Here is a 23691-nt window from a genome sequence, read left to right as displayed (position 1 = left end):
GCGCCGCCTTCCAGGCGGCGTTTTGCGTTGGGTCTGTCAACGCAACTAATCTCCCTACTCTACGCTCATAGAATGAAAGCGTTAGCGTTGAAGTTTGAGTCATCACATTTTGCTAATGCTGACTATGCTGATAAGCGACACCTCGTTTGGCGCATCGCATCGATGTTGACTGTCTGGCGGTGATTGCCTGGGGATGGGCTACAGGAGAGTTCCATGAGCATCTTTGATCACGTTCAAGACCGTTTTGCCCGCGTTCAGCAAGAAGACATGAGCCTTGAGGAGTACCTGGCGCTATGTCGCCGCGACCCCAAGGCCTATGCCAGTGCGGCCGAGCGCATGCTGGAAGCCATTGGCGAGCCTGAGGTCATCGACACGGCCAAGGACTCGCGTCTCTCGCGAATTTTTTCCAATAAAGTCATCCGGCGCTACCCCGCGTTCGCCGAGTTCCACGGCATGGAAGAAGCCATCGAGCAGATCGTGTCGTACTTCCGTCATGCGTCCCAGGGGCTAGAAGAGCGCAAACAGATTCTGTACCTGCTGGGGCCGGTGGGCGGCGGTAAATCGTCGCTGGCGGAGCGTCTCAAGCTGTTGATGGAACGGATTCCCTTCTATGCCATTAAAGGCTCGCCGGTTTATGAGTCACCCCTTGGCCTGTTCTCGCCTGAAGAAGACGGCGAGTTGCTCGAAAAAGAGTACGGGATTCCTCAACGCTACCTCAAAAGTGTCATGTCGCCCTGGGCGGCCAAGCGCTTGAAAGAATATGGCGGCGATATCTCCCAGTTCCGGGTCGTGCGTTTGTACCCGTCACGGCTTAACCAGATTGCTATTTCCAAAACCGAGCCCGGCGATGAGAACAACCAGGACATTTCGTCCCTGGTCGGCAAGGTCGATATTCGTCAGTTGGAGCTCTATTCCCAGGACGACCCGGACGCCTACAGCTTCTCGGGTGGGTTGTGCCGTGCCAACCAGGGGTTGATGGAGTTCGTCGAGATGTTCAAGGCACCCATCAAGGTGCTGCACCCCTTGCTCACGGCCACCCAGGAAGGCAACTACAACCCCACCGAAGGCATGGGGGCGATTCCCTTTGACGGCGTGATACTGGCCCACTCCAACGAATCCGAGTGGCAGGCGTTTCGCAATAACCGCAACAACGAGGCGTTTCTCGACCGGGTGTATATCGTCAAGGTGCCTTACTGCCTGCGGGTAACCGAAGAAATCAAGATTTATCAGAAGCTGCTTGAAGACTCATCGCTCAGCGCTGCGCCCTGCGCACCGGATACGTTGCGCATGCTGGCGCAATTCTCCGTGCTTTCGCGGCTGAAAGTGCCCGAAAACTCGAGTATCTACTCGAAGATGCGCGTCTACGACGGCGAGAATCTCAAGGATACCGACCCGCGTGCCAAGTCGATCCAGGAATACCGCGACGCCGCCGGAGTGGATGAGGGCATGCAGGGGCTATCAACCCGCTTTGCCTTCAAGATTCTCTCCAAGGTGTTCAACTTTGATGGCACGGAAACGGCGGCTAACCCCGTGCATTTGCTCTACGTGTTGGAACAGGCACTCGAGCGCGAGCAGTTACCGTCGGAAGTATTCGAACGCTACATTGGCTTCATCAAGGAGTTTCTGGCCCCGCGCTACGTCGAGTTTATCGGCAAGGAAATCCAGACCGCTTACCTCGAGTCCTACAGCGAGTACGGGCAGAACATTTTTGACCGCTATGTCACCTACGCGGACTTCTGGATCCAGGACCAGGAGTACCGTGACCCCGAAACCGGTGAGCTGCTCAACCGCCAGTCACTCAACGAGGAGCTGGAAAAAATCGAGAAGCCCGCGGGGATCTCCAACCCCAAGGACTTCCGCCACGAAGTGGTCAACTTTGTCCTGCGCGCGCGGGCGCAAAACAACGGCATGAACCCCAGCTGGCAGTCGTATGAAAAGCTCAAAGGCGTGATCGAACACAAGATGTTCGCCAATACCGAAGAGCTGCTGCCGGTGATTTCCTTCAATGCCAAAGCGTCCAAGTCGGACCAGAAGAAGCACGAGGATTTCGTTGCGCGGATGGTGGATCGTGGCTACACCGAAAAACAAGTGCGGCTACTCTCCGAGTGGTACCTGCGCGTACGCAAGTCCCAGTAGCGGATGCGCTTAAAAAGGAGGTCACATGACCTACTTCATCGATCGCAGGCCCAATGCCAAGCACAAGAGCGCGGTGAATCGGCAGCGCTTTTTGGAGCGTTACCGCAAGCATATCAAGCGCTCCGTGGAAGAGGCCGTCAACCGTCGCTCGATTACCGACATGGAGCGGGGCGAGAAGGTGTCGATCCCCACCAAGGATATTTCCGAGCCGGTGTTTCAGCACGGACCGGGCGGGGCGCGCGAAATTGTCTCCCCCGGCAACAAGGAGTTTCTGGCGGGGGATAAAATTCAACGCCCACCCGGGCAGGGCGGCGGCAGCGGCGCTGGTGAAGGCAGCGCTTCCAATCAGGGAGAAGGCACCGATGAATTTGCCTTTACCCTGAGCCGCGAAGAGTTTCTGGAATTTGTCTTTGATGGACTGGAGCTGCCTCACCTTCAGCGCAAACCGCTCAAGTCGCTGCAGGAAATCAAGATGGTGCGCGCCGGCCTGGCGCGGGACGGGGTGCCTGCGCGCATCAGCATTACCCGCTCGATGCGTGAAGCCTATGCCCGGCGTATCGCCATGCGCGCCCCCATCAAGCGCGCCCTGCGAGAGGCTCAGCAGGCACTTGAGGCCGAGGAACGTAAAGACCCGGTGCTGCGCAATCCGGCGCGAATTTCTGAACTGAAGGCCGAGATCGAGCGCCTGGAAAAACGCATTGAAGCGGTGCCGTTTATCGATACCTACGACCTGCGTTATCACCAGCTGGCTGCCCAGCCACAGCCCTCAAGTCAGGCGGTAATGTTCTGCGTCATGGATGTTTCCGGTTCGATGACCCAGAACCACAAGGACATCGCCAAGCGGTTTTTCCTGCTGTTGTATCTGTTTCTGGAAAAGCATTACGAGAAAGTCGAGCTCGTCTTTGTCCGCCACCACACCGCCGCCCGGGAAGTCAGCGAAGAGGAGTTTTTCTACTCGCGTGAAACCGGCGGCACCATCGTGTCCAGTGCGCTCACCCTGGTAAAGAAGATCATCGACAAGCGATACCCGCCGGAGCAGTGGAACCTGTATGTTGCCCAGGCTTCCGACGGCGACAACTGGGATGATGATTCAAACGTGTGCCGCGACTTGCTGATCAAGCAGCTGATGCCGCAGCTCCAGTACTATGCCTATGTGGAAATCACTCCCCATGACCATCAGTCGCTATGGCAGGAATACGAGACCGTGGCCGCTCGCTTTCCCGAGCAGTTTGCCATGCGCCAGATTATCGACGCCGGGGATATCTACCCCGTCTTCCGTGAATTGTTCAAGCGTCGCTTGAGTCAGCAGCACTGACCGCCCGTTGAGGAGTGCGCCATGAAAGCCACCCACAAGCCGATTGCGACCGGTTCCGATTGGAACTTCAGCATCCTTGAGCGTTTTGATGCCGAGCTGGCTCGGCTTGCCGACGAATACCGGCTGGACACCTATCCCAACCAGATTGAAGTGATCACCACCGAGCAGATGATGGATGCCTACGCCAGCGTCGGCATGCCGGTAGGCTACCACCACTGGTCGTTCGGCAAGCAGTTCCTCGCCGTCGAGCAGGCCTACAAGCGTGGCCAGATGGGACTGGCCTACGAGTTGGTCATCAACTCCAATCCCTGCATCGCCTACCTGATGGAAGAAAACACCCTGATGATGCAGGTGCTGGTCATGGCCCATGCCTGTTACGGGCATAATTCTTTCTTCAAAGGCAATTACCTGTTTCGCACCTGGACCGACGCGGAGTCCATCGTCGATTATCTGGTGTTCGCTCGCCACTACATCGCAAAGTGCGAGGAGCGCCATGGCGTTCAGGCGGTCGAGCAGCTGTTGGATGCCTGCCATGCGCTGCAAAACTACGGGGTGGACCGTTACAAGCGGCCGTCGCCGATTTCGGCGGAAGAAGAAGCCAAACGCCAGGACGAACGTGAGGCCTACCTGCAAACCCAGGTGAACCTGCTGTGGCGCACGATCCCCGACAGCCCGGAAGGCGGCGAGTCGTTGCCCGGCAGTTTATCGCCGGAAGAAGATGACCCGCTTGGGCTGCATAGTGGCGGCCGATATCCTCCCGAGCCCCAGGAAAACCTGCTCTACTTTGTCGAGAAGAACGCGCCGCTACTGGCCCCATGGCAGCGCGAAATCGTGCGTATCGTGCGTAAACTGGCGCAGTATTTTTATCCCCAACGGCAAACCCAGGTAATGAACGAGGGCTGGGCGTGCTTCTGGCACTATACCTTGATGAATCGCCTTTACGACGATGGCAATGTCGATGAAGGCCTCATGCTCGAGTTTTTACAGTCCCATGCAGCGGTGATCAACCAGCCAGCGTTTGATAGCCCTTACTACAACGGCATCAACCCCTATGCCCTGGGCTTTGCCATTTTCATGGATATCAAACGCATCTGCGAAGCGCCCACCGACGAGGATCGCCAGTGGTTTCCGGATATGGCGGGTTCGCCCTGGCGGGAAGCGGTCGAATTCGCGATGCGCAACTTCAAGGATGAATCCTTTATCCAGCAGTTTTTGTCGCCCAAGGTCATGCGCGATCACAAGCTGTTTCTGGTGGTCGACGATGATCAGGAAGAAATGCTGGAGGTGGCCGCCATTCACAACGAACAGGGCTACCGGCGAGTACGCGATGCGCTGGCAACGCAATACGCCCTATCGGTGCGCGAGCCCAATATTCAGGTCGTGGAAGCGGCCATTCGGGGGGATCGTTCACTCACTCTGCACCATGTGCAAGACAGCCGCCGCCCACTGGCACGTAGCGTATATCCGGTGATTCGGCACTTGCAGAAGCTATGGGGTTTCCCCGTCCACTTGATTTCAATGGAAGAAGGGCGCGTCACGCGTCGTTATCGGTGGCCGGTGGAAGAAAACACTCAAAGCGAAGAGTGACATAAACTCAAGAGGGGATGATGGCAGAGGCGTATGACGTCTCTGCCATTTTGGTTGTTAACCTTGTGCGACCCAGGACTGGCACCAGCCTCCGGGCTCGACGCTGTTTTCCGGGAAAAGCTGGCAGCCTTGGTTGTCGGCGGAGTAGAACATGCAGTTGTCGCACCGCTGCCCCTCTTCATAGGCCGGGTGATCGCTGGCATCCGCTGCGTCTTCCACGTAGTTCAATGCCTGAGCATTGCTTGCCGAAGGGTCCAGGCGCGGCAGCGTTTGCGCAAAGGCGGTTTTGGACAGGATACCCGCACCCAGCGGCAGGGCAGCCAGGCTGAGCATGCTGGATCGCATGAAGGCACGTCGGCTTTGGTTAGCCATGGTTGCTCCTAGTCGTCATTGACTGACGTATTGTCACGGTGTCTGTTATCGACGTTGCTATTTATTATACAGCGCCTAATGTAATAGGCGCATATTGGCATGCTAGCGAAACTCGTCGTGGAGTGCGAATACCCTGAACGGTGCAGCGACAATCAGTCACGCTGAGAGAGCGACTATTGTTAGCGTCGCTATTTTGAGCCTCACTGTTTTTGCGCCACTACTTTTGCGCCACTACGCCCGCTGCCAGGGCCCTGTTATACTCCTGCCACTATCAGACCATATCCAACACCGACAGTTCATGAGGGCGCGATGCAAAACGCAGTCATCCTAATCAATACCGAGAAAGGTCAGGTCAAGGCCGTCGCTGAGCGCTTGGCGGATGTCGACGGTATCAGCGAGGTGTATTCGACCTGCGGCCGCTACGATCTGGTGGCTATCGCACGTACTCGCGACTTCGAGAGCCTGGCCGACCTGGTCACCGAACGACTCAATGCCGTTGAAGGCATCAGCGACACGGAAACGCTCAACGCCATGCAGGTGCACTCGCGCCACGATCTGGAAACCATGTTTTCACTGGGTTGGTAACGCGCCCTGTCTGATCAAGGGCTGGATCTAGCGGGTCAGGGGAGTTGTGGGATTGGGTAAGTTACGCTTGGGTTGGCGTCGGCAGGCCAGACGAATAGGGATTCTCGTGCTGTTTGTGGTGCTGGGCAGCGTGCTCTGGCAGTACCAGGAGCGTCAGCATCAAGATATGTACACCTGGCAGGGCGTGCCGACCTGGGAGGCGCTGAGCTTTACGTCCTTCCACCGGGTGCTGCGCAACGATGGTTTTCTGGTGGGCTGGTCGGACGTTCGCGTCAACCCGCTCTGGGTCAGTTATCAGGTCGCCGCCGTGGACGATACGCGCATCGGGTCGCGTCCGGACTTTCGTCCCGACTGGCGGACATTATGGCCGGTGGGCACTGACAGCTATTCCGGCAGCGGCTACGATCGCGGCCACCTGGCCCCCAACTATGCCATCGCCGCCGTTCACGGGCGCAGTGCACAGCTCGATACCTTCTACATGAGCAACATGACCCCGCAACGGCCCAATCTGAATCGCCAGCTCTGGCAGCGTTTGGAAGAAGCCGTCATGGACCATTTCGCGCCGCGTTTCGATCGCCTGCAAATCATTACCGGCCCCATCTTTCCTGAACGCTTTATGGATAACGTCTTCAATCGCGTGGGCCTGGTCGAAGTGCCCGAGGCGTTCTACAAGATCATCGTGGCACCCCACGATGAAGCACCGCTGGCGCTTGCATTTATCATGCCCCAGGATGTGCGCGGCAACGAGCCGCTGGACGACTACCTGGTCAGCATTGATGACATCGAAGCACGTACCGGTCTGGACTTTTTCCACGAGCTGAATGACAACGTGGAAAGTGTCCTGGAAAGCGAAATCCGCACTGGCGGCTGGGCACTGGAAGAAGTGGCGAAAAAGCCGGGGCGTTATCAGTAAGTAGGTAACTCAGGAGTTCAACTGATGCGGGCACTATCGATGGTGCCCAGGAGAGGACTTGAACCTCCACGACCATACGGTCACTAGCACCTGAAGCTAGCGCGTCTACCAATTCCGCCACCTGGGCGCATCAAGTTGTTACTTGCGGGTTGTGTTCGATTGGTGCCCAGGAGAGGACTTGAACCTCCACGACCATACGGTCACTAGCACCTGAAGCTAGCGCGTCTACCAATTCCGCCACCTGGGCGAACACAACTTTTTACACCATCAACCTTGTGAAAAGGGGATAACACAAGTTTGATTGGTGCCCAGAAGAGGACTTGAACCTCCACGACCATACGGTCACTAGCACCTGAAGCTAGCGCGTCTACCAATTCCGCCATCTGGGCAAGTGGCGCGTATGATACCGGTGTATTGGCTAAATGCAAGCGTTAGGCAGCGGTTTTTGACGTCGAAATACGAGAATCGTTGCCAAGGTGGTTGGGTGATGGGCCGCACAGCGCTATAATGCGCGCATGACCAAACAAAATATGAAATTTTTCAGCCAAGTGAAGGCTGAAAGCCCCCATCCGCGGCATGCAATGCACGCGCTTTTTTTACGCCTCCCGCCAACGCAAGCAAGGATGTTGATCGCATGAAGTACTGGACATTGAATGATGATCCGCACGCCGAGCGCGAGGCGCATAAATACGATAACCCCGCGCCGAGCCGTGAATATCTACTGGCGGCGCTGGAACAGCACGGCAAACCAGTTACCCACGAAGATATGAGTCAGCTGCTGGGTCTGGAAGACGAAGACCATCATGAAGCCGTGCGCCGTCGGCTGGCCGCCATGGAACGCGACGGCCAGGTGCTGCGCGACCGTCGAGGCGCCTATGCGCTGATCAACAAGCTCGACCTCATCAAGGGCAAGGTGCTTGGCCATCGTGACGGCTTCGGTTTTCTATTGCGCGACGACGGCAAGAAACCAGACTTGGTACTGCCTCCGCGCCAGATGCGTCGCGTCTTCCATGGTGATCATGTACTGGTGAGAATCAGCGGCCGTGACCGCCGTGGTCGCGATGAAGCCACCATTGCCGATGTCATCTCACGCAACACGCAGACCATTGTGGGTGTTTACCGCAGTAATACGCCGGAATTCGGCATCCTGATCCCCGAAAATCCGCGCATCACCCAGGAAGTGATTATCCCCCACAGCGCCTGCAACGGTGCTAAAGACGGGCAGGTCATTTCAGCCAAGATCGTCAAGCAACCTGAAACCCGGGTGCAGCCAGTGGGTGAGGTGATCGAAGTGCTCGGCGAGCGTATGGACCCGGGTATGGAAATCGATATCGCCATCCGCAGCTACGAGATTCCGGCTGAATTCCCGCCGGAAGTGCTGGACCAGACAAGCGGTATATCGGCAGAGGTGCTTGAAGACGATAAGCAGCACCGGGTCGACCTGCGTGACACACCGCTGGTGACCATCGATGACGAGTCGGCCAAGGACTTCGACGATGCGGTCTGCGCCTGGAAAACCAAGTCGGGTAGCTGGAAGCTGCTGGTGGCGATTGCGGATGTTTCCCACTATGTTCGCCCCGGCACGCCGCTTGACGATGAAGCGCGCAAGCGGGGCAACTCGGTGTACTTCCCCGGTCAGGTAGTCCCCATGCTGCCGGAGCTGCTTTCCAACGGGCTGTGTTCACTCAATCCGCACGTCGACCGGCTGGTGATGGTCTGCGAGATGAATATCTCGAAGACGGGCGCTATCAGCCGCTACCGTTTCTACGAAGCGGTGATGAACTCCCATGCACGTCTCACCTACAACAAGGTGGCGGCGATGCTCGAGGAGGACAACGATGAAGGTAAGGCACTGCGCGAAGAACACGCCGGGCTGGTCAAGCCGCTGGAAAATCTCCATGAGCTTTACACGCTGCTGCGCCAGGCGCGGGAAGAGCGCGGGGCGATCGACTTCGACACCACCGAAACGGCGATCATCTTCAACGATGAGCGCAAGATCGAGAAAATCGTGCCGCGCAGCCGTAACGATGCGCACAAGATGATCGAAGAGTGCATGCTGGCGGCCAACGTCGCCACCGCACGCTTCCTGGATAAACATGATTTGCCTGCGCTGTACCGTATTCATGAACGGCCGACGCCCGAGCGGCTCGATAAGCTGCGTCTCTTCCTTAACGAACTAGGGCTCTCGCTAGGCGGTGGTGATATGCCAACGCCTCAAGACTACCAGGCGCTGCGTGAGACGATCACTGATCGTTCAGACTTCGATATCATCCAGACCGTCATGCTGCGCTCGATGAATCAGGCGGTGTATTCACCGCAGAACGAAGGGCACTTCGGTCTGGCCTATCAGGCCTATGCGCACTTTACCTCGCCGATTCGCCGCTATCCGGATCTGCTGGTGCACCGCGCCATCCGCTCAGTAATTCGCGGGCCGCGCCAGACCAATACCGTGCTAAGAGTCGAAGGTGCCCCGGTCGAGCCGCCGAGCAAATGGTGCCCGTACACCTTCGAGCAGATGCTCGAACTGGGCGAGCACTGCTCCATGACCGAGCGCCGCGCCGATGACGCCACCCGCGACGTGGAAAGCTGGCTCAAGTGCGAGTTCATGTCCGACAAACTGGGCGAAACCTTCGATGGCACCATTGCCTCGGTCACTCAGTTTGGTTTGTTCGTCCGCCTGGATGCGTTCTACGTGGAAGGCCTGGTGCACGTCACCTCGCTGCCGTCCGACTACTACCACTACGAGGCGGAAAAGCATCGCCTTAAAGGCGAGCGCACCGGCACCACCTACCGCCTGGGTGATGGTTTGAGTGTTCAGGTGGCCCGCGTGGACATGGACGATCGCAAGATCGATTTTGCCTTGGCCGACGAGAAGCCGCGTCCGCGTCGCCAGCCGCGCAAAAAAACCTCCACCGAAGGGGCCAAGACGTCTGGCAAGGGCGATAAAGAAAGGTCCGGCAAGGATAAGCCCGGCCAGGATAAGTCCGGCAAGGATAAGCCCGATACGCGTCGTGGCCCCCGGCGCACGCGCAAAGGTCCGCGCAAGCCATCACCGAACAAGGGCTGAACATGAAGTCGTCAGCCTCACAGAAGCGCCCGAATACCCCGGATGGCCTCGACCAGGTGTACGGCGTTCACGCCTTGCAGAGTCTGCTCGAGCGCGGTGAAGCCCCCAGGGAGATCTGGGTACAGCAGGGCGCTGGCAATCGGTTGAGCGAACTGCTGACCCAGGCGGGTGGCCAGGGCGCGCGCATCATAGAGCACCCGCGTGTCGTGCTGGATCAACTGACCCAAGGGGCTGCGCATCAGGGCGTGGTGGCCTTTTGTCCGCCGCTGTCTCCTGAAAATGAAGAATCGCTGTGGCTCAAGCTTCGCGCCTGGCCGTCGAGCACGCCGCCTTTGTTGCTGGTGCTGGATGGCGTGACCGATGTGCACAACTTCGGTGCCTGCCTGCGCAGTGCCGACGCCGCCGGGGCCCACGGGGTGATCGTCGCGAAAGACAAGGCGGCGCCCCTGAACGCAACCGTGCGGAAAGTGGCCTGTGGCGCCGCCGAGGTCGTGCCGGTGTATCAGGTCACTAACCTGGCCCGGGCGATGGCCAAGCTCAAGGATGCAGGCGTGTGGATTACCGGCACCGCCGGTGAGGCCGACGCCAGCGTATACGACATCGACATGTCGGGCCCGACCGCGCTGGTCATGGGGGCCGAAGGCAAGGGCATGCGCCGTTTGACCCGCGAGGCGTGCGATAACCTTGCCAAGCTGCCCATGGCCGGGCAGGTGTCGAGTCTGAATGTGTCCGTTGCTGCCGGTATCTGTTTATTTGAGGCGGTACGCCAGCGTCAGCTTGCAAGTTAACCCGACCACCACTAGAATGCATGCGCCCGTTTGTCTGGCAAACGGGTGCTCGTTCTTATGAACGTTTGCTACGTACGGTTATTAAATCGTTGTTCTGCTTGATGCCAATGCCATTGAATCATCAATGGACGATGGCACTTCAGTTAACTCCTTGCTTCTATGTCGCGTTGCCTAGTGCTTGCGCATAAGAAGCTGCCAAACCGCAAGGAGATCCCATGCGTCATTATGAAATCGTGTTTATGGTCCACCCGGATCAAAGCGAGCAAGTCCCCGCCATGGTCGAGCGCTACACCAGCCTCGTGACCGAAAGCGGCGGCACTGTGCATCGCCTTGAAGATTGGGGCCGTCGTCACCTGGCTTACCCGATCAACAAGATCCACAAAGCCCATTACGTGCTGATGAACGTTGAATGTACGGGTGAGACACTCGACGAAATCGAGAACATCTTCCGCTTCAACGATGCCATCATCCGCAGCCTGGTTGTGCGCTGTAAAGAAGCCGTGACCGAAGCATCGCCGATGATGAAGCCGGCAGAAGAGAAGCGTCCGCGTCGCGAAGAAAAACCGCGCGCTGAAGCTGAAGAATCTGAATCCGAATCTGCCTGATTGCATTCACTCCACGTAACCTAAGGAGCTTATTCCATGGCACGTTTTTTCCGTCGCCGTAAGTTTTGCCGCTTCACCGCCGAAGGCGTCAAGCAGATCGACTATAAAGATCTCGACACGCTGAAGGCTTACATCACCGAAACCGGCAAAATTGTTCCAAGCCGCATTACCGGCACCAAGGCCCGCTACCAGCGTCAGCTGGCAACGGCTATCAAGCGTTCGCGCTACCTGGCGCTGCTGCCCTATTCCGACAGCCACCAGTAAGCGCTTAACGTGATGCTAGCACTGGCGCGATGGCTAATGCGTGGCACGCCCTACGCCGCAGGCGGGGCAGCGTTGGCCACCCTCGTGCCCTGGCTGTTTTGGCTGGGTGCCGCCATCAGCGCACTGGTAACGCTTCGCCGCGGTTTTGCGCAAGCCCTGCCCGTTACCATCGCGGCGGCATTGCCAGCCGGGATGTGGTGGGTGCAGGGTGATGTGATTCCGCTGGCCAGTATCTTGCTGGTGACGTTGATGGCCGTTGTCCTGCGTGAGCGCATGCGCTGGAGTGAAGCCCTTATTCTCGGCGCGATTGCCGCCGCCGTGATGGTACAGCTGGGTATCTTCAGCCCACCGGCGGGTACCGAGCAGATGCTCGAACAGCTACGCCAAGGCTCGCAGGAAGTTGACCGGATGCTCAACGAGTTTGCCGATCAGGGCTATGATACCCAGCAGCTAGCCGCGCTTGTCGTTGGTGGTGTCACTGGGTTTGTCGTGCTACTTGCGGCGGTTGCCTGTCTGGCACTGGCGCGTAGCTGGCAAGCTGGGCTTTATAACCCGGGTGGTTTCCGTGAAGAGTTTCATGGGCTGCGTTTAGCACCCAAGGAACTGGTCGTGCTGATTGTCTTGAGTGTTATCAGCATGGTGCTGGGCATCTCCGCGTTGGCGATGCTGGCCTGGATACCACTGCTAGTGGCTGGCATTGCATTAGTGCATGGTATTGTTGGATTAAAGGGGATGAACGGGCTGTGGCTGGTAGCGTTCTATGTGCTGCTGATCACGACCTGGCCCACGATTCTCATTGTGCTGCTGTTGGGGCTGATAGATACATTCGCGAACATTCGCGCACGCCTTGCCCGCAGCAATTGACTAGAGGTTTACGAGATGGAAGTCATTCTGCTCGACAAAATTGGTAAGCTGGGCGGCCTTGGTGACAAAGTCACTGTTAAGCCTGGTTATGGTCGTAACTACCTGGTGCCTTACGGCCTGGCAGTACCGGCAACGAAAGATAATATTGCGGCGTTCGAAGCCCAGCGTGCTGAGCTCGAAGCCCAAGCGGCCGAGCGCAAGGCAGAAGCCGAAGCACGCGCTGAACAGCTCAACGACATCGAACTGTCGTTGGTCTCTAAAGCGGGCGAAGAAGGCAAGCTGTTCGGCTCGATTGGTCCTCGCGACCTGGCAGACGCCATTTCGTCTGCCGGTATCGAGGTTTCCAAAAGCGAAGTGCGTATGCCGCTGGGTCCGATTCGCCAGACCGGCGAATACGACATCGCGCTTCACTTGCACGCTGAAGTGGATGCCGCTGTACGCGTCGTCGTCGTCGCAGAGTAAGCACTGTACGACCGGCAACGTCCTAAAGGGCGCGGGGATTTCCCCGCGCCCTTTATTATTGGTAGACAGTCAGTATTTGTAGAGACAGTCAGTATTTGTAGACAGTCGAGCGTGACGCTCACGGTAGTGATTGCGATCATCGGCGGCTAAGATATAGCGTTTATTGACGACGCCGTCGTGTTTAAAGGAGCTCGTTATGCAGGACCAGCCACCCGCTGACCAGGAAACGGCAGCGCTCAAGCTGCCACCCCACTCGCTAGAGGCAGAGCAGTCAGTACTGGGCGGGCTGATGCTGGATAATCAGGCCTGGGACGGTATTTCCGACCGCTTGGTGGCCGACGATTTCTATCGCTATGAGCATCGCCTGGTGTTCAACGTGATGATCCACCTGGCTGAGTCCGGGCAGCCAATGGACGTGGTGACGCTCTCTGAAGCGCTGGAAGATCGCGACCAGTTGGATACCGTGGGCGGGCTGGCGTTTCTGGCCGAACTGGCAAGGAACACGCCCTCGGCGAGCAATATTCGCGCCTATGCGGATATCGTCCGCGAACGGGCGACGCTGCGCAAGCTGATCCGGGCCGCCAATCAGATCGCCGAAGGAGCCTTTGCGCCCCAGGGCCGTCCCGCCGATGAGTTGCTCAATGAAGCCGAGCGGCTGGTCTTCCAGATTGCCGAAGAGCGCCCCAAGACGGGTGGCCCCATCGGCATGAGCGACCTGTTGACCAAAGCGGTCGACCGCATCGACGAGCTCTTCAACCTCAAAGGCCAGATGACCGGCTTATCGTCGGGCTTTCGCGATCTCGATGAAATGACATCCGGGCTCCAGCCGTCCGACCTGGTGATCATCGCCGGAAGGCCCTCGATGGGTAAGTGCTTGATGAGTGGGTCGCGTCTGGTCGACCCGGACACTGGCGCGCTGGTTACGATTGATGAACTCGTGGCACGTCAACAAGCGCCGCTTCTGACGCTAACCGATGATTTCAAGCTGAAGCAATCCCATGCATCGGCGTTTGTCGACGATGGCGAAAAGCCCGTTTTCCGTGTTCGTACGGCGACAGGAAGAGAAGTGGCGACAACGCTAACGCACCCGTTTTTAACCGGTGATGGCTGGCAGCCGCTGGAAAAGATAGCCGTTGGTGAGCGCATTGCGGTGCCCCGTGAAATACCGGTGTTTGGCCAAGAGACAATGCCTGAGCATCAAGTCAAGATGTTGGCGTTTATGTTGGCTGATGGCGGCACAACGCAAGCCTGCCCCATGTTCACTAATAATAATCCGGAACTTCGTGCTGAGTTTACCCAAGCGGTAAGCCATTTTCCTGGCGTCACTTGTCGTTTGGTTGAAAATGCTGACAAAGGTGCTGAGCGAACGCCTTCATTGCGGGTAAGCCGGGATGCGGCACGCTTTCACCCCTTGAGGGAGCGGTTTTCACAAGCACTGCGAGAGACGCTTCGGGCGCAGAACATGACCGGGGAGGCGCTTGCCGGGTTGTTAAACGTGAGTAAAGCAGCGGTTAGTGCCTGGTGTAGTGGAAACTCTGTGCCCGCTCAGGCAACCTACATGCGTCTTTGCGAGACGTTGAACATGCCCTTGGCGAGTGACAGTGCTGAGTCTGACTATAGCGCTGTGGCTAAAAATGCGCCAAACCCTGTCAGGCAATTTCTTGAAGCGCACGGTGTGTGGGCAAAAAAAGCACTGCACAAGCGCATGCCAGATTGCATATTTCGGCTACCTAAACAGTCGTTAGCTCTATTTCTTAACCGTCTTTTTGCCTGTGATGGCAGCGCTTTTGTTCAGGCTAATGGCCAAGGACGCATCAGCTATGCGTCGTCAAGCCGTGAACTGATCCGCGATGTCCAGCATTTGCTTCTGCGCTTTGGTATTTTGAGCAAAATTCGTGAGAAGCAGAATCAGTATGCCAATCTGCGCCAATCACCCTGGGAGCTTGAGATACTTGACCAGGCAAGCCAAAAACGTTTCATCCAGGACGTTGGTATTTATAGCAAAGAGCAGGCATTAGAATCGCTTAGTGCCTGTATCAATACAAAACGCGCGCACAGTAACCGCGATAGCTTGCCCAAGTCGGTCAATCGCTATGTGCTGGCCAGGAAAGGCGAGCGTTCCTGGCGTGAGCTGTTTGCGCAATCGGGTGATCCCTTACCGGTGGGTTATAATTCGCATTTGTCAGGTAGCAGTGAGCGCTGCCTATCACGCCACCGGGCTGCCGAATTTGCCCGTCTCTTAGAGGGGGATGCATACCTCGAAAATCTAGCGACATCCGATGTTTATTGGGATGAGGTTGTCGCCATCGAGCCCCTCGGCATGCAGCAGGTCTACGACTTGACGGTAGACGATACGCATAACTTTGTTGCGGAAGATATCTGTGTTCATAACACCACCTTCGCCATGAATTTGGTCGAGCACGCCGTCATTTCCAGCGATAAACCGGTGATGGTGTTTTCCATGGAGATGCCCGCCGAATCGCTGATGCTGCGGATGCTGTCTTCCCTGGGGCGTATCGACCAGACCCGCGTGCGTACCGGGCAACTGGAAGACGAGGATTGGCCGCGGCTGACCTCAGCGGTCAACCTGCTGAAAGACAAGCAGCTGTTTATTGACGATACAGCGGCGCTGTCGCCCAATGAAATGCGCTCGCGTATTCGCCGTGTCGTGCGTGAGCACGGCAATATGGCGATGATCATGATCGACTATCTGCAACTGATGCAGATCAGCGGTTTTTCCGAAAACCGCACCGGCGAGATCTCGGAAATTTCACGTTCACTGAAGGGGTTGGCGAAAGAGTTCAACTGTCCGGTCGTCGCCCTTTCGCAGCTGAACCGCTCCCTTGAGCAGCGCCCCAACAAGCGTCCGGTCATGTCGGATCTGAGGGAATCGGGCGCCATCGAACAGGATGCCGACGTGATCGCCTTCGTTTACCGCGATGAGGTCTATAATCCAGATAATCCTGATAATCAGGGTATTGCCGAGCTGATTATCGGTAAACAGCGTAACGGTCCCATCGGCACCGTACACATGGCCTTTATCGGCCGCTACACACGCTTTGAAGATCTGGCACCGGATAGCTACGGGGAAGCCTTCGGTGATTAACTTGAGACCGGGAGTCAGGTTCGTATAATGCCCGGCCAATCAGTAAACAGAACGGGAGCACAGCATGGCAGGTGGTTTTCGACGTGGTAATCGTCAGCGTCTACCCAAGTTGGAAGCGCGCGGGGAGTTGCAGTCCCTCGAACGAGAAGGGCCCTTCAAGGAGTGGCTGGGCATGCCCGACCTGTACCGCTACTACATCGAGGTCGATGGCGAAAAATACAGCTACCAGACCGAAGACTCGGAGTTGCCGGTGAAGGTAGGGGATAAAGTGGTGTTTCGTTACAAGCAGACCAAAGCAGGCAACTGGATCGATCGCAATTCGCTAGGCAAGGCGATTGACCCCTCGGAATATCAATAGTCTGAGCCAGGAACTCTCCTGGGGTATCAGCGTCATAGCCCTAACATAGCACTGCAACAAAAATGCCATTATCTTTCGGCATGCTATGTGACTGAGATGCTAATAACCCAGGAGGGAACCATGGAAATGACGTCGCTCAAGGCGTTTGTTGCTCAACATGATAATTTCGAAATACGTGTTATCAGCCATGCGGGCAGCCGCTACTATCAAGTGGAACTGGAAGACGTGGAAGGCACACGCCATATGTTAACCCGGCGTGGTAAGCCGATGATGTTTCGCGCACTGGATGATATCTATCTGGAGCTGAAACGCGCCGACATCCACCGCGCTTATCTGGTTCAGCACGTCGCTCACGACGAAATGATTGGTCGTGATGCTCATTACAATGCTCCGTTAAGCTCGCGTGTGCCGCTGGTTTTTTAAATCTTCCGCATGCGCGCTATCACGATCCGCTAGACCGTTTTTCCCACCACTGGCCCAGTCGCACCCGTCGACGGGCAAACCATCGGTAGCCCCAGTTAAGGGATCCTTTCAATCCCGGTAGGCACGATAGCCAAACCAGCCGCCGGTATCCCAGAACGGCATACAGAGCTCGGCTAGCTTCCATGCCGATATACCAGTTGCCCTGGCTGTCTTTCACGTGAAGCAACCCCATCATTGCCTCGAATGTCTCTCGATCGTGGGTGGCGTTGAAGTCAGCACTCTGAATATCCACCAGCCGGATGCGGTCCTGATGGTGGTGCCGGGAAAGCCAGTTAACCTCCACACGGCAAAAAGGGCAGTGACCATCGTGATAGAGCGTCACAGGCGCACTGGCGCCAAGCGGGCTGAATCGACTCATGAAGTGGTCTCCTTTGAATAGCCAGCGGTGTGGTGGGATTGCCCGTAACCCGGCGAGGTTTCAAGCTGGTCGAGAAATTGCTGCGCCTGTTGATGAATGGCCGTGCGCTTGTCAGGTGCCATCCGATCAAGCGAGCCATAAATCAATTTCATGCGCGGGTTATGTTGCAAGGTGTCGCGGTGTTGCTCGAGGAAATGCCAGTAAAGACTGTTGAAGGGGCAGGCCTTCTCACCCGTGACCTGGTTGGGTGAGTAACGGCAGTGTTGGCAATGGTCCGACATCTTGTTGATGTATTTGCCTGACGCGCAGTAGGGCTTGGACCCCATCTGGCCACCGTCGGCGTGCAGCACCATGCCCAACGTATTGGGCAACTCCACCCATTCGCAGGCATCGATGTATACCGCCAGATACCAGTCGCACAGTGCCTCCGGCTTGACCCCGCACAGCAGGGCGAAATTGCCGGTCACCATCAGGCGTTGGATATGGTGCGCGTAGCCGTTGTCCATGGTCATTTCCACTGCCCGCTTCAAGCAGTGCATATCGGTCTTGGCGTCCCAATAGAAGGCAGGCAGATCACGCTCGAAACCCAACGAATTGCGGCGCTTGTAGTCGGGCATCTGCGTCCAGTAAAGCCCCCGCACGTATTCGCGCCAGCCAAGTATCTGGCGAATGAAGCCCTCAACGGCGTTGATAGGCGCTTCTCCATCGAGGTAACGCTGTTCGGCCGCCCGGCACACCTCTTGCGGTGAGAGCAGGCCGATATTGAGTGCGGCCGACAGGCGGGAGTGAAACAGGAAGGCGGCGCTTTCGCTGATTGCATCCTGATAACGGCCAAAATCGGCCAGGCAGTGGTCAAGGAAATGCCGCAAATCCGTGAGTGCCTGGCGGCGCGTCACCGGCCAGTTGAACGTCGCCAGGTCGCCCATGTGGTCGGGAAAATGACGCTTCACCGCATCGAAGGCGGCCTGGGTCATCTTTTCGTAGTGATGCCTGGGTGGCGCCGGAAACGCCAGATCACCCTTGATCGGCTCGCGGTTATCATGATCAAAATTCCACTGCCCGCCCATCGGCTTACCGTCTTCCATCAACAGCCCGGTGCGCTTACGCTGCTCACGGTAGAAGTACTCAAGGCGTAGCTGTTTGCGTCCCTCAGCCCACTGGCTGAAGTCGTCGGGCGTCGTGAAAAAACGATCGTCCTCGTGAAGTTGCCAGGGCAGCTCGGCGGTTTGGCGGTTCAGCATGGCTTCATAAAGCCGCCATTCGCCGGGACGCGTCACGCGTATCTCATCGCAGCCGTAAAGCAGGGCCAAGCGCTCTGCTTCCCCAATCAACGAGTGGCAGTTGTCAGCATCATCCAGATTGCTGTAGTGAACCTCGAAGTCCTGTTGGCGCAGCTGGTAGGCAAAGTGGCGCATGGCGGCGAAGAACAGGCCAAGCTTGTGGCTATGATGGGGAACGTAGCTCGCTTCGTCGGCCACTTCGCATAGGGCGACAACGGCATTGTCAGGCGCGTGGCGCAACGTGGTCAGAGAAAGCGACAGCTGATCGCCCAGCACGAGCAATAAAGGCTTAGACATAAATTAACCCAAATATGTACAAATAATGTTAATAGTATAACTTTATGCCGCCGGTTTGCAGAAAAGTGATAGGATTTATTTTTCAAGGTGCTGTCAGCAGGAGTGAATATCATGACCGAGCAAGTCGCAAAGGATCAGCCGGGCGAAGGTCGCCTAATGCATGCCCCCAGCGACCATCCCCCTGTGCCCCGCGCGAAGGTGGGCGTGGTATTGGCCAATCTGGGGACGCCGGATGCCACCGACTACTGGTCGATGCGTCGTTACCTGAGCGAGTTCCTGTCTGATAAACGGGTGGTCGATTATGCCAACTGGAAGTGGCAGCCGTTGCTGCAACTGATCATCTTGACCAAGCGGCCATTCTCATCAGGTAACGCCTACAAAAGCATCTGGAACAACGAGCTGAACGAAAGCCCACTGCTGACTACCACCCGAGCGCAAACACAGAAAATGACCGAACGCTTGAAGGCGCTCTACGGCGATGATGTGGAGGTCGATTTCTGCATGCGCTATGGCAATCCTTCGACCGAAAGCGTGCTGAATCGCCTGAAGGAGAAAGGCTGCGAAAAGATTGTCTTCTTTCCGCTCTACCCTCAGTACGGCTCGCCTACCACGGCGACGGCCAACGACCAGGCGTTTCGTACCCTGATGAAAATGAAGTGGCAGCCATCTATCCGCACCGTGCCCGCCTACTTCGATCATCCGGCCTATACGGATGCACTGGCCAACTCGGTGCGGGAAGCCTACGAAGGATTTGCGTCCCGGCCGACCAAGCTGGTCGCCAGTTACCATGGCGTGCCCGAGCGTTACCTGCTTGAAGGCGACCCCTACCACTGCCAATGCCAGAAAACCACGCGCCTGCTGCGCGAAAAGCTGGGGTTCAGCAAGGAAGAAGTCGACACCGCCTTCCAGTCGCAGTTTGGCCCCGAAAAGTGGGTTGGCCCTCAGACGGTTGATCACGTAGCTGAATTGGCCAAGCAGGGCCACAAGCACATCGCCATCCTGTCGCCAGCGTTTTCATCGGATTGCGTCGAGACGCTGGAAGAAATCAAGGAAGAGATCCACGACAGCTTCATGGAGGCGGGAGGAGAAACCTTCAGTTATATACCCTGCCTGAATGACCGCGAAGACCACATCGATGCGCTGGTGGCGGTGGTCAATAACGAATTGTCGGGATGGTTGTAGGCGAACACCCTATCTCTACTACGTATCTCTGTTTTTCATTGGCCACCTACGGGTGGCTTTTTTGTACCTGGTAGCACCGGCGAGTGACGCATAGGCATGGGAAATATATGTACAATAATTGTACTATGTAGGATATGATGTCTATGTTTAGAGGGCGCCTTCTTTTAGGCGAACATCAAGATGCCACATCAACACCATTTACCGGAAAAAGTCTGCGTTCACTGCCAGCGCCCGTTTACTTGGCGAAAGAAATGGGCGCGATGCTGGGATGAGGTCCGCTATTGCAGCAAACGCTGTCAGCGCGAAGCCCGGATCGCAAAACGCGCTGAGGAGAACTGAGCATGAACAGCACGATCGATATCGTCTGGCTGCACGACGACCTCAGAGTGACGGATAACCCACTGCTGCGCCTGGACGACCTGCCGGATCATCTTGTCTGTCTTTATGTACTTGATGAGGCGTGGCTGGCGCCATTATTCGACGATGACGATGTATCTCGAATTGGTCCGGCAAGGCTACGTTTCTTGTGGCAATGCTTGATGGAACTGCGCGGCGAGCTGTTACAGCGGGGCAGCGACCTGTTGGTGCGTATCGGCGATCCCGTCGAAGAGGTTGTGGCGCTCGCCGGAAAGCTTCAGGCGCGCAAAGTAAGGGTTGCCGAGCACGTCGGCGTAGAAGAAAAACAGCAAATCCAGGCGGTCAAGGATCGGCTGTCGGAGACCACAGCGGTTGAGTGTCATGAATCGGGCCGGTTGATCGACGAGCAGGCCCTGCCGTTCGATCTATCTCAACTGCCCGAGAGCTTCTCGGCCTTTCGGCGCCAGGTCGAGAAACATTGCGTCATTCCCCCAAGCCTGGCCGCGCCGGTTACCTTACCTGCCTGGCCCGACGCGCCGCGTGGCTTTCCGCCGCTGAACAAGGTCTGTGCCGTCAGTGCGAACTGGCAGCCCGATGCGCGCCAAGGGTTGGATTTTGCAGGCGGCGAGGCGGCGGGCCGCGCGCGCCTGCACCAGTACATCTGGCAGCAACATGGCCCCGCGACCTACAAGAAAACCCGCAACGGGCTCTTGGGGGCTAATTTTTCTACGCGCTTTTCACCCTGGCTGTCCCATGGTTGCATATCGCCGCGTCAGGTGCAGGATGAGGTGAAAGCCTGGGAATCACAGCACGGTAGTAATGAATCCAGTTACTGGATTGGTTTCGAGTTGCTATGGCGGGAGTATTTTTTACGCGCGGCGCAACTGGAGGGAGAGACCCTATTCGGTCGGGCCCAACTGCCTGCCACCAATCCTGACTTTGACGCCTGGCGCAACGCGACGACGGGTGTGCCGTTTATCGACGCCGCGATGCTGGAGCTCAGCCGCACGGGGTGGATTTCCAATCGTGTCCGCCAGAACGTCGCCAGTTTCCTGGTCAAGGACCTGGGCGTGGACTGGCGACTGGGCGCTGCCTGGTTCGAGCACTGCCTGCTGGACTACGATGTGGCGAGTAACTGGGGCAACTGGCGTTATATTGCCGGGGTCGGGCGCGATCCGCGCCAGGATCGCTACTTTAACGTATTGAAGCAGGCCGGCCATTATGACCCTAAAGGCTTTTATGTGGCGCACTGGTTGCCTGAACTGGAAAATTTACCCAATGGTTTGGCTCGGCACCAGCCATGGCGAGTTGCCGCTGAACGTTTCCCGGCACCTCGGGTGGCACCCGAGGCCTGGCAGCGCTGGCTGATCGATGAAGCGCAGCTGGAAGCAACGGACAAGTAACTGGACAGACAAGTAACTGACAGACGAGTAACTGATGAGAGTATCCATGGAAGATCGCCGTACCGCCTGGTTGTTGGGGCTGGCAGGCCTCTTGCCGTTCCTGCTGACCCTCGGGTTGGCAGGCTGGGGACCTGGGGGCTGGCAAGAAACCGCAGTGCGAGCGTTCTTGTGTTACAGCGCGGTGATCTTGTCATTTCTGGGGGGTACCCATTGGGGGGCGGCGCTTCAGAATCCGCAACCGGGCCATAGCCCACGGCTGCTAATCGCCATGGCGCCGAGCTTGATTGCCTGGCCCGCGTTGCTATTCAGTCCGCTTTGGGGACTTGCCGTGCTGTGCGTCGGCTTTGTGCTTGTTTGGGGGTACGACCTCAGCCGCAATGGACGCGGTGGTTGGCCGGGGTGGTATTGGCAACTGCGCACGCTCTTGACCGTGATTGTCGTCCTTGCCCATGTCATCTTGTTGACGCGTCTGTGGTGATCAACAGCCCCTAGTAAACCGAGGCGTTCTGCGCCATCATCCGAGGCTGCCAAGGACTGCCTCAAGGAAGCCATGATGTTGTATAAAATGACGTTGTATAAAAAACTGACAATTTCCTCGATCAGCGCCACGCTCGGGATGATGGCCGTGCTGCTTTCGAGCCCGCCGGTGCTGGCGAACCAGCAACTGATGACCGAAGTGGACGCCCAGGTGGCCGGCGAGGTTGCGGAAGACCTTCAGCACGATAGCTTCAACCAGTGGCGCGACGCCTTCCGTCGCTATGCCAGGGACCAGGGCATCAGCGAAGCGACGCTGCGAGAGGCGTTTGACCAGGTTCGCTATCGCGGACGGATTATCGAGCTCGATCGGTATCAGCCTGAGTTCGTGCGCCCCATCTGGGAATACCTTGATACGGCGGTTTCCAGCACCCGTATCAACAACGGCAAGGACCGGCTTGCAGAACACCGGCGCTCTGCACAGCAAATGGAACAGCGCTACGGCGTCCCCGCCGAAGTTATTGTCGCCATCTGGGGTATCGAAAGTAATTACGGTAGCAACTTTGGCGATTTCTCCACTCTCGAAGCGTTGGCGACGCTGGCCTTTGATGGCCGTCGCCAGCAATTCGCCCGCGAGGAGCTATTGGCTGCCTTACGGATAATCCAGCAGGGCGATATCGCCGCTGAGCAAATGCGTGGCTCCTGGGCGGGTGCCATGGGGCATACCCAGTTCATCCCCACCAGTTTTGAAGCCTATGCGGTCGATGGTGACGGCGATAACCGCCGTGACATCTGGAAGAGCATTCCGGATGTCATGGCGTCAACGGCCAACTACCTGGCCCGTGCGGGTTGGCAGCCTGGGCAACCCTGGGGCGTTGAAGTGAATCTGCCGGATAGTTACGACTACGCCCAGACAGGCCGTCGCGACAGTCAGGCCTGGGCGCAGCAGGGGGTGGAAGCCGTGAGCGGCGAACTCCCGCGTTTTGACAGTGCCGAAATCATCGTGCCTGCCGGGGCCGATGGGCCCGCGTTTTTAGTCGGGCCCAATTTCCGTGCCATTTTGCGCTATAACAACGCAACCAGCTACGCGCTGGCGGTGGCAACGCTGAGCGACGCCATTGCCGGGCGGGATGGCATCCAGCAAAGCTGGCCGCGTGAAGAGGCACCTTTGACGCGGGATGATGTCCAAGCGCTTCAGCGCTACCTCAACCAAGCTGGCTACGATGTTGGCGGGGCTGATGGCATCATGGGCCCCAACACCCGCCAGGGCCTGCGTGCCTTTCAGCGGGCTGAGGGATTGACCCCTGATGGCTTTGCGACGCAATCATTGCTCGAGCGGCTGCGTCAGCGGGTTGAGTAGCTCTTCTTCCAAAGGATATCAGGATAGGAAATGATGATGCCCAAGGTAGTAACGACATTGTTGAGTGGTTTCGCC

At 57.3% G+C, this 23691-nt stretch carries 22 protein-coding genes and 3 tRNA genes; 19 read left to right on the top strand and 6 right to left on the bottom strand.

Annotated features, from left to right (window positions below; all coding sequences use genetic code 11):
- Positions 1–213 precede the first annotated feature (213 nt).
- Genes NH395_RS14440 through NH395_RS14430 form a run of 3 tightly spaced genes read left to right on the top strand, consistent with a single transcriptional unit; the run spans position 214 to position 5038 of the window.
- Complete coding sequence (locus tag NH395_RS14440) at positions 214–2136, top strand: PrkA family serine protein kinase (RefSeq protein WP_253025812.1); 1923 nt, start codon at positions 214–216, stop codon at positions 2134–2136.
- A 25-nt stretch (positions 2137–2161) separates the two neighbouring features.
- Entirely contained in the window at positions 2162–3451 is a 1290-nt protein-coding gene (locus tag NH395_RS14435) for a YeaH/YhbH family protein (RefSeq protein ID WP_253025811.1), read from the top strand.
- 21 nt (positions 3452–3472) lie between these two features.
- A complete protein-coding gene (locus tag NH395_RS14430) occupies positions 3473–5038 on the top strand; it encodes a SpoVR family protein (RefSeq protein WP_253025810.1) in 1566 nt (521 codons plus the stop codon).
- A 57-nt stretch (positions 5039–5095) separates the two neighbouring features.
- Here NH395_RS14430 and NH395_RS14425 read toward each other — a convergent pair whose 3' ends face one another.
- Positions 5096–5410 carry a high-potential iron-sulfur protein gene (locus NH395_RS14425; RefSeq protein WP_066321706.1) on the bottom strand — a complete coding sequence of 105 codons (315 nt, stop codon included), beginning with the start codon at positions 5408–5410 and terminating at the stop codon, positions 5096–5098.
- 309 nt (positions 5411–5719) lie between these two features.
- On the opposite strand from NH395_RS14425, the gene NH395_RS14420 reads away from it, so the two are divergent.
- Both NH395_RS14420 and NH395_RS14415 read left to right on the top strand, forming a co-directional pair.
- Positions 5720–5995, top strand: coding sequence for an Lrp/AsnC ligand binding domain-containing protein (locus NH395_RS14420; RefSeq protein ID WP_027338179.1), 276 nt, complete (start codon positions 5720–5722; stop codon positions 5993–5995).
- Positions 5996–6047: 52 nt separating this feature from the next.
- Positions 6048–6908: a DNA/RNA non-specific endonuclease gene (locus NH395_RS14415; protein ID WP_253025809.1), complete on the top strand. Its 861-nt coding sequence runs from the start codon at positions 6048–6050 to the stop codon at positions 6906–6908.
- Between the two features lie 40 nt (positions 6909–6948).
- Here the strand turns inward: NH395_RS14415 and NH395_RS14410 are convergent.
- From NH395_RS14410 to NH395_RS14400, 3 genes are all read right to left on the bottom strand, one after another.
- Positions 6949–7035: transfer RNA gene (locus tag NH395_RS14410), tRNA-Leu, on the bottom strand.
- Between the two features lie 33 nt (positions 7036–7068).
- Positions 7069–7155: transfer RNA gene (locus tag NH395_RS14405), tRNA-Leu, on the bottom strand.
- Positions 7156–7210: 55 nt separating this feature from the next.
- Positions 7211–7297 (bottom strand) — tRNA-Leu (locus NH395_RS14400).
- A 245-nt stretch (positions 7298–7542) separates the two neighbouring features.
- Between NH395_RS14400 and rnr the strand changes: the two genes are divergently transcribed.
- The 9 genes from rnr to NH395_RS14355 all read left to right on the top strand — a co-directional run bounded on the left by rnr (position 7543) and on the right by NH395_RS14355 (position 16845).
- Positions 7543–9975 (top strand): ribonuclease R, encoded by a 2433-nt coding sequence (gene rnr, locus NH395_RS14395; RefSeq protein WP_253025808.1) that lies wholly within the window; start codon positions 7543–7545, stop codon positions 9973–9975.
- A gap of 2 nt (positions 9976–9977) precedes the next feature.
- Positions 9978–10763, top strand: a complete 786-nt coding sequence (rlmB, locus tag NH395_RS14390) for a 23S rRNA (guanosine(2251)-2'-O)-methyltransferase RlmB (protein ID WP_253025807.1) — start codon at positions 9978–9980, stop codon at positions 10761–10763.
- A gap of 215 nt (positions 10764–10978) precedes the next feature.
- Positions 10979–11368, top strand: coding sequence for a 30S ribosomal protein S6 (gene rpsF / locus NH395_RS14385; RefSeq protein WP_066321716.1), 390 nt, complete (start codon positions 10979–10981; stop codon positions 11366–11368).
- A gap of 36 nt (positions 11369–11404) precedes the next feature.
- The gene (gene rpsR / locus NH395_RS14380) at positions 11405–11632 is read left to right on the top strand and encodes a 30S ribosomal protein S18 (RefSeq protein ID WP_009097135.1); all 228 of its coding nucleotides are present in this window, start codon (positions 11405–11407) and stop codon (positions 11630–11632) included.
- 12 nt (positions 11633–11644) lie between these two features.
- Positions 11645–12496, top strand: a complete 852-nt coding sequence (locus tag NH395_RS14375) for a hypothetical protein (protein ID WP_253025941.1) — start codon at positions 11645–11647, stop codon at positions 12494–12496.
- Between the two features lie 15 nt (positions 12497–12511).
- The gene (gene rplI / locus NH395_RS14370) at positions 12512–12958 is read left to right on the top strand and encodes a 50S ribosomal protein L9 (protein ID WP_066321718.1); all 447 of its coding nucleotides are present in this window, start codon (positions 12512–12514) and stop codon (positions 12956–12958) included.
- A 196-nt stretch (positions 12959–13154) separates the two neighbouring features.
- Complete coding sequence (gene dnaB, locus NH395_RS14365) at positions 13155–16064, top strand: replicative DNA helicase (protein ID WP_253025806.1); 2910 nt, start codon at positions 13155–13157, stop codon at positions 16062–16064.
- Between the two features lie 64 nt (positions 16065–16128).
- Positions 16129–16422, top strand: a complete 294-nt coding sequence (locus NH395_RS14360) for a hypothetical protein (RefSeq protein ID WP_066321721.1) — start codon at positions 16129–16131, stop codon at positions 16420–16422.
- Positions 16423–16542: 120 nt separating this feature from the next.
- The gene (locus tag NH395_RS14355; protein WP_066321722.1) at positions 16543–16845 is read left to right on the top strand and encodes a DUF6482 family protein; all 303 of its coding nucleotides are present in this window, start codon (positions 16543–16545) and stop codon (positions 16843–16845) included.
- Positions 16846–16864: 19 nt separating this feature from the next.
- Here NH395_RS14355 and NH395_RS14350 read toward each other — a convergent pair whose 3' ends face one another.
- Both NH395_RS14350 and NH395_RS14345 read right to left on the bottom strand, forming a co-directional pair.
- A complete protein-coding gene (locus NH395_RS14350) occupies positions 16865–17263 on the bottom strand; it encodes a DUF393 domain-containing protein (RefSeq protein WP_253025805.1) in 399 nt (132 codons plus the stop codon).
- Entirely contained in the window at positions 17260–18840 is a 1581-nt protein-coding gene (locus tag NH395_RS14345) for a cryptochrome/photolyase family protein (RefSeq protein WP_253025804.1), read from the bottom strand. The genes NH395_RS14350 and NH395_RS14345 overlap by 4 nt, the downstream gene beginning before the upstream one ends.
- A 111-nt stretch (positions 18841–18951) precedes the next feature.
- Here NH395_RS14345 and hemH point away from each other — a divergent pair, with 111 nt between their 5' ends.
- The 5 genes from hemH to NH395_RS14325 all read left to right on the top strand — a co-directional run bounded on the left by hemH (position 18952) and on the right by NH395_RS14325 (position 23616).
- Positions 18952–20022 carry a ferrochelatase gene (hemH, locus tag NH395_RS14340; protein ID WP_253025803.1) on the top strand — a complete coding sequence of 357 codons (1071 nt, stop codon included), beginning with the start codon at positions 18952–18954 and terminating at the stop codon, positions 20020–20022.
- 180 nt (positions 20023–20202) lie between these two features.
- Complete coding sequence (locus NH395_RS18490; protein WP_366065973.1) at positions 20203–20361, top strand: DUF2256 domain-containing protein; 159 nt, start codon at positions 20203–20205, stop codon at positions 20359–20361.
- 2 nt (positions 20362–20363) lie between these two features.
- A complete protein-coding gene (locus tag NH395_RS14335) occupies positions 20364–21782 on the top strand; it encodes a DASH family cryptochrome (RefSeq protein ID WP_253025801.1) in 1419 nt (472 codons plus the stop codon).
- A gap of 46 nt (positions 21783–21828) precedes the next feature.
- On the top strand, positions 21829–22260 hold the full coding sequence (locus tag NH395_RS14330; RefSeq protein WP_253025799.1) for a DUF3429 domain-containing protein: 432 nt from the start codon (positions 21829–21831) through the stop codon (positions 22258–22260).
- 75 nt (positions 22261–22335) lie between these two features.
- Entirely contained in the window at positions 22336–23616 is a 1281-nt protein-coding gene (locus NH395_RS14325; RefSeq protein WP_253025939.1) for a lytic murein transglycosylase, read from the top strand.
- Positions 23617–23691 lie beyond the last annotated feature (75 nt).

It is taken from the genome of Halomonas sp. Mc5H-6 (genome assembly GCF_024124705.1).
GTDB classification, from domain to species: Bacteria; Pseudomonadota; Gammaproteobacteria; order Pseudomonadales; family Halomonadaceae; genus Vreelandella; species Vreelandella subterranea.
Note: the sequence above shows the minus strand (reverse complement) of the source record. Positions and strands in the feature narration are given on the sequence as shown.

Excerpts from the sequence above, each read along its gene's own strand:
- NH395_RS14440 (WP_253025812.1), top strand. The coding sequence starts at position 214 with ATGAGCATCTTTGATCACGTTCAAGACCGTTTTGCCCGCGTTCAGCAA.
- NH395_RS14435 (WP_253025811.1), top strand. The coding sequence starts at position 2,162 with ATGACCTACTTCATCGATCGCAGGCCCAATGCCAAGCACAAGAGCGCG.
- NH395_RS14430 (WP_253025810.1), top strand. The coding sequence starts at position 3,473 with ATGAAAGCCACCCACAAGCCGATTGCGACCGGTTCCGATTGGAACTTC.
- NH395_RS14425 (WP_066321706.1), bottom strand. The coding sequence starts at position 5,410 with ATGGCTAACCAAAGCCGACGTGCCTTCATGCGATCCAGCATGCTCAGC.
- NH395_RS14420 (WP_027338179.1), top strand. The coding sequence starts at position 5,720 with ATGCAAAACGCAGTCATCCTAATCAATACCGAGAAAGGTCAGGTCAAG.
- rnr (WP_253025808.1), top strand. The coding sequence starts at position 7,543 with ATGAAGTACTGGACATTGAATGATGATCCGCACGCCGAGCGCGAGGCG.
- rlmB (WP_253025807.1), top strand. The coding sequence starts at position 9,978 with ATGAAGTCGTCAGCCTCACAGAAGCGCCCGAATACCCCGGATGGCCTC.
- rpsF (WP_066321716.1), top strand. The coding sequence starts at position 10,979 with ATGCGTCATTATGAAATCGTGTTTATGGTCCACCCGGATCAAAGCGAG.
- rpsR (WP_009097135.1), top strand. The coding sequence starts at position 11,405 with ATGGCACGTTTTTTCCGTCGCCGTAAGTTTTGCCGCTTCACCGCCGAA.
- NH395_RS14375 (WP_253025941.1), top strand. The coding sequence starts at position 11,645 with ATGCTAGCACTGGCGCGATGGCTAATGCGTGGCACGCCCTACGCCGCA.
- rplI (WP_066321718.1), top strand. The coding sequence starts at position 12,512 with ATGGAAGTCATTCTGCTCGACAAAATTGGTAAGCTGGGCGGCCTTGGT.
- dnaB (WP_253025806.1), top strand. The coding sequence starts at position 13,155 with ATGCAGGACCAGCCACCCGCTGACCAGGAAACGGCAGCGCTCAAGCTG.
- NH395_RS14360 (WP_066321721.1), top strand. The coding sequence starts at position 16,129 with ATGGCAGGTGGTTTTCGACGTGGTAATCGTCAGCGTCTACCCAAGTTG.
- NH395_RS14355 (WP_066321722.1), top strand. The coding sequence starts at position 16,543 with ATGGAAATGACGTCGCTCAAGGCGTTTGTTGCTCAACATGATAATTTC.
- NH395_RS14350 (WP_253025805.1), bottom strand. The coding sequence starts at position 17,263 with ATGAGTCGATTCAGCCCGCTTGGCGCCAGTGCGCCTGTGACGCTCTAT.
- NH395_RS14345 (WP_253025804.1), bottom strand. The coding sequence starts at position 18,840 with ATGTCTAAGCCTTTATTGCTCGTGCTGGGCGATCAGCTGTCGCTTTCT.
- hemH (WP_253025803.1), top strand. The coding sequence starts at position 18,952 with ATGACCGAGCAAGTCGCAAAGGATCAGCCGGGCGAAGGTCGCCTAATG.
- NH395_RS18490 (WP_366065973.1), top strand. The coding sequence starts at position 20,203 with ATGCCACATCAACACCATTTACCGGAAAAAGTCTGCGTTCACTGCCAG.
- NH395_RS14335 (WP_253025801.1), top strand. The coding sequence starts at position 20,364 with ATGAACAGCACGATCGATATCGTCTGGCTGCACGACGACCTCAGAGTG.
- NH395_RS14330 (WP_253025799.1), top strand. The coding sequence starts at position 21,829 with ATGGAAGATCGCCGTACCGCCTGGTTGTTGGGGCTGGCAGGCCTCTTG.
- NH395_RS14325 (WP_253025939.1), top strand. The coding sequence starts at position 22,336 with ATGTTGTATAAAATGACGTTGTATAAAAAACTGACAATTTCCTCGATC.